Raw genomic sequence first — 11,487 nt, 5'->3', positions numbered from 1 at the left:
CTGTTTGCCGTCTCAACCCGGCTCACGGGTTCGGGCTTTTCCTTCTCGGCCGATTTGCCGCCGAGAGTTGGCTTCCAGAGCGGTGGAACGTGAAGCGGCCGCGAGCTGTCGTCCAGTGCCACTGGAGCAACCGGCAGCGGCGGGACCTCCGCGTCATAGCTGATCTTTGGCGGCACGTAGGTCGCGCACCCGCCGAGCGCCGACAAACAAAGCAAGAGCGCCGACAGGAGCGCTCGCTTTGAGGTCACAAACTCGGGCCGAGGCACATTGAGCTTGCTGTGCGGGAGGAAACGCTTCGAATGAACGTCAGACGGCGTCTTGGTCACTGACTCAACTCCTTTGACCAGTTGATGGCGCGGACGTAGACGCCAAGGGGATTCTTGCGCAGGCGTTCGGCATCGCGCGGCGTTTCGATCACGATCGTAAGAATCGCGGTCCAACGCTCCGTCGAGCTCAACGATCCGTTGTCGTAGGTGCGCTGAGTCCATGCGACCCGGAAGCTTTCCGACGACGCACGAATGACGCTCGAGACGTCGACAGAAATTTGCGCCTTACCCAGCTTGGCAAAGGGGTCATTGTTGCGCGCATAGTCGTTCAGCGCAGCGGCGCCACGATCCGTCGTAAAATCATAGGCCCGGAGCCAGTTTTGGCGCAGAACGATGCCGTCGGCGGGCAGACCTCTAACATCTTCGATAAAGCGCGCCAGATGGTAAGCGATCTGAGCGTCGTTGGGTTGATAGTCGATGTTGGCCGGCGCAACCCTTTGTGTCTGGCCGAGTTGATCGACTTCGACCACCCAGGGCGTGATCGAGCCTTGGCCCGATTGCCAAACAAGGCTACCTGCGAGACCGGCTGATAACGTCAAGCAGCCGAACGCCATCAAGCGCCAGTTCTTGGCCTGCACGCGGGCAGATCCAATGCGTTCGTCCCAAACTTGGGCTGCCTTTTGATAAGGCGTGATCGGTTCGGGCATGCGCCCGTAGTGAACTGATGGTCGTTTGAACATCGATGTTTGCCCCTGCGATCAAGTGATCGGTTTCAAGTCGTGCGAGGGAAGAATTTGAGGCGCTGCTCTGCGTTGGGGGTGCAGTGGTGCGTCTCAGCGCTCTCCTTCAGACAAATCGACGGAGGAGCCGCTGCCGCCGTGATCGCCTGAGCGAACCGCGTGGCCGGCTGCCGATGCGCCGTGCCGAATAGTCTCGGCACGCTTCATGCGCCGCGCCCAATCGGGCTGACCTTCGGCCGAGGTGCTCGCGGCCTGTGCGCCGGCTTCCCCACTTCCGCCGAGCGCAGCCGCCGCACGACGTAACGGACTCATGGCAGCCGAAGTGCCAGCCTCCGCTACGCCGGCAAGGCCGCCGCTGCGATAGGCGGCTGATACTCCGCTTATGACAGCGCCGCCACCGCGCGCGGCGCCTGCAATCGCCCCACCAGCGAGGCCAGCGCCACCGGCAACAACACCTGCGCCTGCCGCAACAATGCCGCCGGCAGCAAGGCCTGTTCCAATCGCGGCGCCCGCGCCGAGCTGAGGTCCGCCCGACACCAGGCCGTTTGCGATACCCGGACCGAAGATACCAAGCCCCAGCAAGGAGAGCGCCGCGAGCACCAGTGTCATCGCGTCTTCGATAGTTGGCTGATTGCCACCAAAGCCAGCGGTGAACTGCGAGAACAGGGTCGATCCAATGCCGACGATGACAGCCAGGACCAGGACCTTGATCCCTGATGATATGACGTTGCCCAAAACCCGTTCCGCGGCAAAGGCGGTCTTGCCGAACAGGCCAAATGGAATGAGCACAAAGCCGGCTAGCGTGGTGAGCTTGAACTCGATCAGGGTGACGAAGAGCTGGATCGCCAGGATGAAGAAGGCGAGCAACACCACGACCCAGGCGAACAGGAGAACGACGATCTGAACGAAATTCTCGAAAAAGCTGATGTAGCCCATCAAGCTGGAGATCGACTCCAGTAGCGGCCGCCCGGCGTCGAGTCCAACTTGGGCGATCTTTCCCGGCCGCAGGAAATCCGATGCAGACAGGCTTGCGCCCGATGCTTTCAGTCCAAGACCGGCAAAGCTCTCGAAGACGATGCGCGCCAAGCTGTTCCAGTTTCCGATGAGGTAGGCGAAGACCCCCACGAAGAGCGTCTTCTTGACGAGGCGCGCGATGATGTCTTCGTCCGGTCCCCAACTCCAGAACAACGCAGCGAGCGTGATGTCGATCGCAGCAAGGGTTGTTGCGAGATATCCGACATCGCTGCCGAGCAGCCCAAAACCGTTGTCGATATAGCGCGTGAACGTTTCCAGGAACTGGTCAATGATCCCCGTACCAGTCATGGCTTGTTCGCCTCAGGTGTCGCCAAGTTCGAATATCCCTGAGGGATCCGGCTTTGATCCTTTGAGACAGCTATCGAACTGGTTGAGCCATTGTGGCCGGAAGCTGCAGCGCTGTCCTTCTTGCCAAAGAAACGACGCCGATTTTCGTCCCAGACGCGCTTACAATGCCGATAGCCCGCTGTTTCCTCCGGAGTGACACCGCGGCAGCGTGCGAGATCGGAGGCGGTTGCATCGGTCGTCTGCTCCGCCTTCGGTGCCGGCGGAGAATCGTCCCCGCCACGCAGCTGAATCGTGCAGGCCGCGACGGCCACCAGACCGATTGTCGTAAGCAGAGACAACGCCTTGAATGCCTTTACGTCGGTCATCAGTGAAACATCTGCACGTTGGAGGATTGATAGCCCTGCCCCGGTGTCAGGAACCGCCGAAGCTGTTCTCGTCCTTGATCTTGGGCTGAGGCGCGCTGAGCCGCTTCGAGGCTCTGCGCCCTGCCCTGCGCCGCCGCCGCAGCCGTGAGATCGGCAAGTTGTTGGGCTTGTAGCGCGAGGATCTGGTTGCCGGCCTGAGTCGCCTGCAGGGCGCCACTGGCGCTCTGGCTTGACGTTACGAGCGCTGACGTCTGGATTCGATTGGTGTCGAGGTTGCCAACAATGCCGGCCTGGACGCGAAGCGCGTCTTGCGTCGCAGCATAGGAATTCTGCCATCGCGATTGAGCGTTGGAGATCAGCAACTGGTTCGACTGGCTGCTGGTCGCTGGCGCGTAGCTTGTCGAGAAGGCATGATCGATCTGCTGCACGTCGTAGGCGATGCGCTGGGCTTGGGCCAGTAATTGCTGGGTGCGCTGGATCGATGATTGCAATTGCTGCAGCGACGAATACGGCAAGTTTGCCAGATTCCTTGCCTGATTGATCAGCATCTGCGCCTCGTTCTGCAACGAGGTGATCTGATTATTTATCTGCTGGAGCTCCCGCGCGGCCGTCAGAACATTCTGGACGTAGTTGGTTGGATCAAAGACGATCAGCGCCCGTGCGGGCAGCGTAACGCCAAGCAGCAACGCGAAGGCGGCCGTGGTCCCCAATAGGCCAAGAGGTCTCATAGCGATTTCTCCAGATTGACGAGATTGGGGATCAGATCTGTCGCCCAGGCGACACCGCGGTGCTGGAGCCAGGCAGGCACGAAGCCGTCGGGTCCATGTTCGGCGGTGAGTTGCGAGATGGCAGCCTGGTCTGTCCTGGAAGAGGCTGCGGTGAATGCGAGCGCAACCTCACCAAGGCCAAGTTCGAACATCCGGTTACCGCGACGAGACTGGCAATAGTAGTCGCGCTTTGGCGTTGCCCGGCTCAGAAGCTCGATCTGGCGGTCATTGAGGCCGAAGCGACGGTAGATGGCAGTGATCTGCGGTTCGATCGCCCGTTCGTTCGGCAGCAACAATCGCGTTGGGCAGCTTTCGATGATAGCCGGCGCAATCGCGGAGCCATCAATGTCCGAAAGCGACTGTGTGGCGAAGATGACGGACGCGTTCTTCTTCCGAAGCGTCTTCAGCCATTCCCGGAGCTGCCCCGCGAAATCCTCATCGTCTAGGGCGAGCCAACCCTCATCGACAATCAAGAGCGTCGGCCGGCCATCGAGATGATCACCAATACGATGGAAGAGATACGCCAGCACGGCGGGCGCAGCACTCGTTCCGATCAAACCTTCGGTCTCAAACGCCTGGACGGACGCCTCGCCAAGACGCTCGAATTCGGCATCGAGCAAGCGTCCGGACGGGCCGCCGAGGCAATAACGTTGTAAGGCGCGCTTTAGGGAGTTCGATTGCAGCAGGACTGACAGACCCGTGAGGGTGCGCTCTTCCCTCGGTGCCGAGGCGAGAGACGTCAGCGCCGACCACAGATGATCCTTGACCTCCGGGGTGACCTCGACCTTCTCCCGTACCAGGATCGCGCCGATCCATTCGGTGGCCCATCCGCGCTCGGAAGGATCATCTATCCAGGCCAACGGTTGCAGCGCGACGGGGTTTTCGTCTCCGTCAGACAAGGCGCCGCCCAAATCATGCCAGTCACCGCCCATGGCGAGCGCGGCCGCCCGAATTGAGCCGCCGAAATCGAACGCAAAGACCTGAGAATTCGGATATCGGCGGAATTGCAACGCCATCAGAGCTAGCAACACGGATTTGCCGGCACCGGTCGGGCCCACCACGAGGGTATGACCGACGTCGCCGACGTGGAGGGAGTAGCGGAACGGCGTTGATCCCTCCGTCTTGCCGAACAACAGAGGCGGACCCTTAAAGTGCAGATCCCTCGCCTCACCGGCCCACACGGCCGACATCGGAATCATATGGGCGAGGTTGAGAGTCGAAATCGGTGGCTGCCGCACATTGGCGTAGACGTGTCCCGGCAGACTGCCGAGCCAGGCTTCGACGGCGTTCACCGTCTCGACCATGCAGGTGAAATCCCGCCCCTGAATGACCTTCTCAACCAGCCGTAACTTCTCGTTGGCCGCATTCGGATCGCGGTCCCACACGGTGATGGTTGCCGTGACAAAGGCTTGTCCGATCTGATCCGACCCCAGTTCCTGCAACGCCGCGTCGGCATCAAGCGCCTTGTTGTGCGCGTCGGTATCGAGCAGCGTCGACGCCTCGTTGGTCATGACCTCCTTGAGGATGGCGCCGATGGACTTTCGCTTGGCGAACCACTGCCGCCGAATCTTGGTCAGCAGGCTGGTGGCGTCGGTCTTGTCGAGCATGATCGCGCGGGTCGACCAACGATACGAGAAGGGCAGGCGATTCAGGTCGTCCAGGATTCCCGGGGTCGTGGCGCCCGGAAAGCCGACAATCGTGAGGACCCGAATGTTGGCTGAGCCCAACATCGGCTCTAGCCCACCGGTCAGCGGCTGGTCGGCCAACAGCGCATCGATGTATATCGGAATTTCGGGCACGCGAACGCGGTGACGCTTGGTCGAGATCGTCGAGTGCAGGTAGGTTAACGTGTCCTGATCATCGAGCCAGGCGCATTCCGGCATAAATCCTTCAAATAGCTGCAGCACGCGGTTGGTTTGATCGACAAACCTGCGGAGCACCTCGCGCGCGTCTGCTCCGACGGTCCGATTCCGGCCCTCATAGAGGAGTCGCTCTGCCCGGGCAGCGCCCTCTTCCGGGGGCAGGTAGAGGACGGTCAGGAAATAGCTGGACTCATAGTGGGCGCCCGCCTCTTCGAACTGAGCTCTGCGCTCGGCGTCGACCAACGCAGACGCAACGTCCGGAAAGGTGTTCGGCGGGTAAGCACCCGCAAAATGGCGTTGCGCTTCAACGAAGACCGCCCAACCAGATCCCAGACGGCGCAGGGCGCTATTCAGGCGACCCGCGACGCCGACAAGTTCGGCCGGCACCGCGCTGTCGAGGTCAGGCCCCCGGAACTTTGCTGTCCGTTGGAACGAGCCGTCTTTGTTCAGGATGATTCCCTCGTCGACGAGGGCTGCCCAGGGCAGGAAGTCGGCGAGACGCGCGTTTGAATGACGATATTCGGCAAAGTTCATCATGACCGAGAACTCAGGTGTTGAGATGGCCTGGAATGCGCAGATGTCGGCGCACCACATCGACAAAGGCGGGATCGCGTTTGGCGGCCCAGACGGCGGCCATGTGGCCGATGAACCAGAGAGCAAGACCCGCGATCCAGAGCCGCAATCCCAATCCAAGAGCTGCCGCAAGCGTGCCGTTGACAATCGCAACCGATCGCGGCGCGCCGCCCATCAGGATCGGCTCGGTGAGCGCGCGGTGAACGGGCACGACAAAGCCTGTGACAGGTTCATCCATCAGATCACCACGCCGCCGCCGAAGGAGAAGAACGACAGGAAGAAGCTCGAGGCGGCAAATGCGATCGACAGGCCGAACACGATCTGGATCAGCCTGCGGAAACCACCCGACGAGTCGCCGAACGCGAGCGTGAGCCCGGTCACGACGATGATGATGACGGCGATGATCTTGGCGACAGGCCCCTCCACCGACTGCAATATCTGATTGAGTGGCTGCTCCCACGGCATATTCGAGCCGGCAGCCCACGCCGGTGCTGACGCCAAAAGAACCATCCCGGACGCGGTCAGTGAAGCGACATCTCGAAGAAAACGAAATTGCGGGCGCATGTCAGTCTCCTGCTGATGAAAGGTTGTAGTCACCGGCGGCGCCGAGCCCAGTGACGATGGCGAGTTCAGCGAGGCGACGGTCACCGCCGCGCCCCGCAAGCACGGCAACGAGGTTGATGGTCTCCGCGATCAGGGCGCGCGGAACCGTGACGACGGCTTCCTGGATGAGTTGCTCGAGTCGCCGCAGCGCGCCGAGCGCGCTGCCCGCATGGATAGTCCCGATGCCACCGGGGTGACCGGTGCCCCAGGCCTTGAGCAGGTCGAGCGCTTCGGCACCGCGAACCTCGCCAACCGGAATGCGATCCGGGCGCAATCGCAGCGACGAGCGAACCAGGTCGGAAAGCGTGGCCACCCCATCTTTGGTCCGCAAGGCTACGAGATTAGGCGCCTTACATTGGAGTTCGCGCGTATCTTCGATCAGAACGACCCGATCGGAGCTCTTCGCGACCTCGGCCAGCAGCGCGTTCGTCAAGGTTGTCTTGCCGGTCGATGTCCCGCCGGCGACGAGGATGTTCTTCCGTGCCGCGACCGCGTCCCTCAGATTCCGTGCCTGCTCCGAGGTCATGATCCCCCTGGCGACGTAGTCGTCGAGCGTGAACACCGCCACGGCCGGCTTGCGGATAGCAAAGGCCGGTGCCGCAACGACCGGAGGCAATAGCCCTTCGAAGCGCTCGCCTGTCCCAGGCAATTCGGCCGAGACCCGCGGCGAGCCGGCATGCACCTCCGCACCTACGTGGTGCGCTACCAGGCGAACAATGCGCTCGCCGTCTGCGGCCGACAAAGTTTCGCCTGTGTCGATCAGGCCATTCGACAACCGGTCGACCCACAACCGTCCATCCGGATTGAGCATCACCTCGATGATCGCCTCGTCTTCGAGGTAGCCGGCAATCGCAGAGCCAAGCGCGCTGCGCAGCATTCGCGCGCCGCGCGAATTCGCTTCCGATTGAATGGAATGAATTGCCACCGCCGCCCCCACTAAACGAGGCGCCTACGGGGCGCCTAAGATGGGATGATTAGAAAAGGCATCGATGGACGTGGCGCAACAAGCCGCTTCAACGATCGTGGACTAGCGTAGAAAAAGAAAGTCTGAGAATTGATACTCGAGGTGACGGTTCGCTGGGAGTGGCTTGCTTACCACTCCACATCGTCATTCGCGGGCAAGAGGATGACCGAGTCCTCATACAACCCAACTGACTCGACAGCGCAGCGAGTGTCAGCCGGCCTGAAGAAGAGGATTGAACTTATCCACGAAGCGATGGATCGGCGCCAGGGCAGCGCGAACCAGACCAGCGTCGCGATCTGCAGTACTACGTTGAGACCAAAAGCGACTTGATAGGCTTGGACGGGCCTATGGCCATCGTTCCTCACCCATTGCTCTAGGATCAGGCCTGTTGCAGATTGTGCCAGAAAGGCCCAGCCAAAGTGCAAGACGTTCAAAGTGCCATTGGCACGACCAGCAAGCTCAGGCGGAAAGTAATCCGCAATTACCGCAAAACTGACCACGGTCGCCGTTCCGGCAATTGCGACAACGGACCAAGGGAAAATGGACGGCAGAGGCGCTCGCAGGATCAAGGCCAGCTCGGCTGCGATAAGCAAGACTGCAACGATCGCTAATACCGTCTCCGCCCCGATTCCCCTTCGTTTGATGTGATGGACCGTCATGCCGAACAACCAGGCACCGCCGCCAAGCATGATCGACATTATGAACAGTTGCCTGACAAGACTTGAACGGTCAAACCCCTCGACGTCTGTCAGCCACGGCGATGCCCACAATCCCTGCAGGGACCAGGACGATCCAACGCAAGTCGCCGACAACGGTGCCATTCGCCAAAAGCGCCGATCGCTGAAGACGGAGCTCAGGGAAGCGGCCGCTGTTGATGGGGCCACTCCTCGTTCAGGCACTACGACGTAGATGAGAATAGCTGTCGCACCGGTCGCGAGGGCCATGATGTCAAAGAGCTGCCGCCAGCCCATCCAGGCGAGCAGGTATTCGACGGGAGCCGTGGCGGTCACCGCTCCAAGCGATCCCAACATGATCATGTAGCCATTGAGCAACGCAACTCGCTCCCTGGGGAACCAAAGGATGATGGACTTCAGTCCTGCCGTGAGCGACGCCGCGACACCAAGCCCGATCATTGCGCGCGCGACCAAGAGGAGTAGGAAGCCGTTCGATACCGCGAATAGTCCGGCGCCGAGTGCTGCGAGCAACAGCAAAACGCTCTGTACGCGACGCGGACCAAAGCGGTCCAATAGAATACCGATGGGGATCTGAACCGCTGCGAAAACAAAAAAATAGACTGACGTAAGCAACCCGAGATCAGCAGCACCAACGCCGATATCCGAGCTGAGATGGCTGGCGATCAGAGCGTTGATCGTTCGAAACAGATAAGAGAAATAGGACCCCGCTGCAAAAGGCAGAAAGACGCGCGCGATTCGACGCCATGCTGTTAAAATTTGCATGCTGGCCCCTTTGCTCTCAGCTCGCTCGAGCCGATAGCGCGTCCAGCTTTTGTCAGTTCGGCTAAATCGCTGCGGTCGTAGGCTGGGGTAGAAAAAGAAAGACCGGCGAAATGCTCTTTCTACATGGTTCAATCAGATTTCTTCAGCCGGTTCCTGACGGCGTATATCTTCTGGAATTTCGCGCAAAAAGCTTTGCCCCTTTTGCAAACGCCGACCGAGCGCCTCGACAAATCCTTCAAAGCGCTCCCGGCCCTTTGCCTGTGCGGCCACCTGCGCGTCGTTGGGTAGCGGTGGCGTGATCGTCAGCCAGAAACGGATGAACAGGGCCAAGCTCTCGGCGGTCAAACCGACGTCGCGTTCCAGTCTCTGCATCTGACGGGAAAGCCGATCTAGGCGCCGGGTAAGCGCTGCCTCCCGCCTGTCCGCGCCGTCCGGCGATAGAAACGAGGCAACCGCCGCCTCTACGATCGCAGACCGGGAAAGCTTCTTGCGATCGGCGAGCTCCGAGATCTGTTTCAGAATCTCCGGTGGGAAGTAGACGTTCATCCGGTCGCGCATATTACCTCAGAGCTCCATACCGTCATTCGGGTCCATGGCGACTTGACGGGCGACACCGCGCATCTGCTGGCGTATGAACCGGGACTGACGGATGGCATCCTCGTCGTCGTCAAGAACGGCCGCAAATTCCTCTGCCGGCGTCGGTTCGGTCGTCTCCTTAGCGATCGCGACATGATCGGGGAGTTCGGGCTCACGACGGAGCCCGCTGTTCGCCGCATCTTCCTCGGCCTCCGCGGCTTTGTCAGTTGGACCTCGCGTCGGCTTCAGAGTTCCAAGTGTTGACCATCCGTCCATTCGCGATGACTGACCTGATGCCGCCGGATCGGGCGGTGGCAAGACACGCTCGGTAAATCGCTGATCCTCGTAGTAGCGGACCTTCTTCGCCCGGATTGGCGGCGTGCCCGCCACCATGACGATCTCGTCCATCGGTGGAAGCTGCATGACTTCGCCGGGGGTCAATAGCGGCCTCGCCGTCTCCTGGCGCGACACCATGAGGTGCCCCAGCCATGGGTTCAACCTGTGCCCGGCGTAGTTCTTCATCGCTCGCATCTCGGTCGCCGTACCCAGCGCGTCGGACACCCTTTTGGCCGTCCGCTCGTCGTTGGTCGCGAAGCTGACGCGGACGTGACAATTGTCGAGAATGGCGTTGTTGGGGCCGTAGGCCTTCTCGATCTGATTGAGCGATTGCGCGATCAAGAAACTCTTGATGCCGTATCCCGCCATGAAGGCCAGCGCGGACTCGAAGAAATCAAGCCGTCCGAGTGCCGGGAACTCGTCGAGCATCATCAGAACGCGATGCCGGCGATCGCGGGCGTGTAAGTCCTCAGTTAGGCGCCGGCCGATCTGATTCAGCACCAGACGAATCAATGGTTTGGTTCGCGAGATATCGGAAGGTGGCACCACAAGGTAAAGCGTCGCCGGTCGGCTATTTGCGATCAGATCGGCAATCCGCCAGTCGCAGCGACAGGTCACCTGGGCCACGACGGGATCGCGGTAAAGGCCGAGGAACGACATCGCGGTGGACAGGACGCCTGAACGTTCGTTCTCGGATTTGTTGAGGAGTTCGCGCGCGGTTGAAGCGACCACGGGATGGGCACCATGCTCGCCAAGGTGCCGGCTGGTCATCATCGCCTTTAGCGTGGCCTCGATCGGCCGCTTCGGATCAGATAGGAAAGCTGCGACGCCGGCCAAGGTCTTGTCTGCCTCAGCATAGAGAACATGGAGTATGGCGCCGACTAGGAGCGAATGACTGGTCTTCTCCCAGTGGTTCCGCTTGTCGAGCGAGCCTTCGGGGTCGACCAGGACGTCGGCCACGTTCTGGACGTCTCGAACCTCCCATTCCCCGCGTCGGACTTCGAGGAGCGGATTGTAAGCTGATGACTTTGGGTTGGTGGGGTCGAACAACAGGACGCGGCCATGCCGCGAGCGGAATCCGGCGGTCAGTTGCCAGTTCTCGCCCTTGATGTCGTGCACGATGGCCGAACCCGGCCATGCAAGAAGAGAGGGAACGACGAGACCGACGCCTTTGCCGGACCGGGTGGGCGCGAAACATAGCACGTGCTCCGGTCCGTCATGACGGAGGTAGTCGCGGTCGAGTTCGCCGAGTACCACACCGTCCGGACCAAGAAGTCCCGCCGCTCGAACCTCTTCCGCATCAGCCCAGCGCGCCGAGCCATAGGTCTCGACGTTCTTGGCTTCACGCGCACGCCACACGGACATGCCGATCGCCGCCGCGATCGAAACGAAGGTCCCGGACGCGGCGATGAAGGCTCCCTCGACAAAGACCTGAGGCGCATAAGCATCGTAGACGAACCACCACCAAAAGAAGATCGGTGGGTAATAGATCTTGAGGCCCAACAGTTCGAACCAGGGCCGGCCAAGCTCCGGTTGATAGGCGAGCCGCCAAGCCGTCCACTCTGTTGCTCCCCAGATAGCCAGCAGAACGATCAGGCCGACAACGATCACCTGTCCCCAGAGGATTTTGGTTCCGGACATTCCGAACGTCCCTT

At 60.9% G+C, this 11,487-nt stretch carries 11 protein-coding genes and 1 pseudogene; all 12 read right to left on the bottom strand.

What is annotated here, in order from left to right; translation table 11 throughout:
* Positions 1-326 (bottom strand): annotated as a pseudogene (locus tag CK489_RS14010) (P-type conjugative transfer protein TrbG); the annotation flags it as partial.
* Entirely contained in the window at positions 323-1,006 is a 684-nt protein-coding gene (gene trbF, locus CK489_RS14005; protein ID WP_050401245.1) for a conjugal transfer protein TrbF, read from the bottom strand. The gene trbF and the pseudogene CK489_RS14010, both read right to left, overlap by 4 nt.
* 93 nt (positions 1,007-1,099) lie before the next feature.
* A complete protein-coding gene (gene trbL, locus CK489_RS14000) occupies positions 1,100-2,329 on the bottom strand; it encodes a P-type conjugative transfer protein TrbL (RefSeq protein ID WP_095732677.1) in 1,230 nt (409 codons plus the stop codon).
* Positions 2,326-2,694 carry a putative entry exclusion protein TrbK-alt gene (trbK-alt, locus tag CK489_RS13995; protein ID WP_095732676.1) on the bottom strand — a complete coding sequence of 123 codons (369 nt, stop codon included), beginning with the start codon at positions 2,692-2,694 and terminating at the stop codon, positions 2,326-2,328. Before trbK-alt ends, trbL begins: the two co-directional genes overlap by 4 nt.
* Positions 2,694-3,422: a P-type conjugative transfer protein TrbJ gene (gene trbJ, locus CK489_RS13990; RefSeq protein ID WP_050401243.1), complete on the bottom strand. Its 729-nt coding sequence runs from the start codon at positions 3,420-3,422 to the stop codon at positions 2,694-2,696. The genes trbK-alt and trbJ overlap by 1 nt, the downstream gene beginning before the upstream one ends.
* Positions 3,419-5,860 (bottom strand): conjugal transfer protein TrbE, encoded by a 2,442-nt coding sequence (gene trbE, locus CK489_RS13985; RefSeq protein ID WP_050401242.1) that lies wholly within the window; start codon positions 5,858-5,860, stop codon positions 3,419-3,421. Before trbE ends, trbJ begins: the two co-directional genes overlap by 4 nt.
* 10 nt (positions 5,861-5,870) lie before the next feature.
* The gene (locus tag CK489_RS13980) at positions 5,871-6,134 is read right to left on the bottom strand and encodes a VirB3 family type IV secretion system protein (protein ID WP_050401241.1); all 264 of its coding nucleotides are present in this window, start codon (positions 6,132-6,134) and stop codon (positions 5,871-5,873) included.
* Positions 6,134-6,406, bottom strand: a complete 273-nt coding sequence (locus tag CK489_RS13975; protein ID WP_244486413.1) for a TrbC/VirB2 family type IV secretion system protein — start codon at positions 6,404-6,406, stop codon at positions 6,134-6,136. Before CK489_RS13975 ends, CK489_RS13980 begins: the two co-directional genes overlap by 1 nt.
* A gap of 55 nt (positions 6,407-6,461) precedes the next feature.
* Entirely contained in the window at positions 6,462-7,376 is a 915-nt protein-coding gene (gene trbB / locus CK489_RS13970; RefSeq protein WP_050401239.1) for a P-type conjugative transfer ATPase TrbB, read from the bottom strand.
* A gap of 215 nt (positions 7,377-7,591) precedes the next feature.
* The gene (locus CK489_RS13965; protein ID WP_050401238.1) at positions 7,592-8,920 is read right to left on the bottom strand and encodes an MFS transporter; all 1,329 of its coding nucleotides are present in this window, start codon (positions 8,918-8,920) and stop codon (positions 7,592-7,594) included.
* A gap of 132 nt (positions 8,921-9,052) precedes the next feature.
* Entirely contained in the window at positions 9,053-9,478 is a 426-nt protein-coding gene (locus tag CK489_RS13960; RefSeq protein WP_095732675.1) for a ribbon-helix-helix domain-containing protein, read from the bottom strand.
* Positions 9,479-9,484: 6 nt separating this feature from the next.
* Complete coding sequence (locus tag CK489_RS13955; RefSeq protein WP_050401236.1) at positions 9,485-11,473, bottom strand: conjugal transfer protein TraG; 1,989 nt, start codon at positions 11,471-11,473, stop codon at positions 9,485-9,487.
* Positions 11,474-11,487 lie beyond the last annotated feature (14 nt).

Source organism: Bradyrhizobium sp. UFLA03-84 (assembly GCF_002289535.1).
Classification (GTDB): domain Bacteria; phylum Pseudomonadota; class Alphaproteobacteria; order Rhizobiales; family Xanthobacteraceae; genus Bradyrhizobium; species Bradyrhizobium viridifuturi.
The sequence above is the reverse complement of the archived record's forward strand: the minus strand, read 5'-3'. Positions and strand labels throughout refer to the sequence as shown.

Excerpts from the sequence above, each read along its gene's own strand:
- trbF (WP_050401245.1), bottom strand. The coding sequence starts at position 1,006 with ATGTTCAAACGACCATCAGTTCACTACGGGCGCATGCCCGAACCGATC.
- trbL (WP_095732677.1), bottom strand. The coding sequence starts at position 2,329 with ATGACTGGTACGGGGATCATTGACCAGTTCCTGGAAACGTTCACGCGC.
- trbK-alt (WP_095732676.1), bottom strand. The coding sequence starts at position 2,694 with ATGACCGACGTAAAGGCATTCAAGGCGTTGTCTCTGCTTACGACAATC.
- trbJ (WP_050401243.1), bottom strand. The coding sequence starts at position 3,422 with ATGAGACCTCTTGGCCTATTGGGGACCACGGCCGCCTTCGCGTTGCTG.
- trbE (WP_050401242.1), bottom strand. The coding sequence starts at position 5,860 with ATGATGAACTTTGCCGAATATCGTCATTCAAACGCGCGTCTCGCCGAC.
- CK489_RS13980 (WP_050401241.1), bottom strand. The coding sequence starts at position 6,134 with ATGGATGAACCTGTCACAGGCTTTGTCGTGCCCGTTCACCGCGCGCTC.
- CK489_RS13975 (WP_244486413.1), bottom strand. The coding sequence starts at position 6,406 with ATGGTTCTTTTGGCGTCAGCACCGGCGTGGGCTGCCGGCTCGAATATG.
- trbB (WP_050401239.1), bottom strand. The coding sequence starts at position 7,376 with ATGCTGCGCAGCGCGCTTGGCTCTGCGATTGCCGGCTACCTCGAAGAC.
- CK489_RS13965 (WP_050401238.1), bottom strand. The coding sequence starts at position 8,920 with ATGCAAATTTTAACAGCATGGCGTCGAATCGCGCGCGTCTTTCTGCCT.
- CK489_RS13960 (WP_095732675.1), bottom strand. The coding sequence starts at position 9,478 with ATGCGCGACCGGATGAACGTCTACTTCCCACCGGAGATTCTGAAACAG.
- CK489_RS13955 (WP_050401236.1), bottom strand. The coding sequence starts at position 11,473 with ATGTCCGGAACCAAAATCCTCTGGGGACAGGTGATCGTTGTCGGCCTG.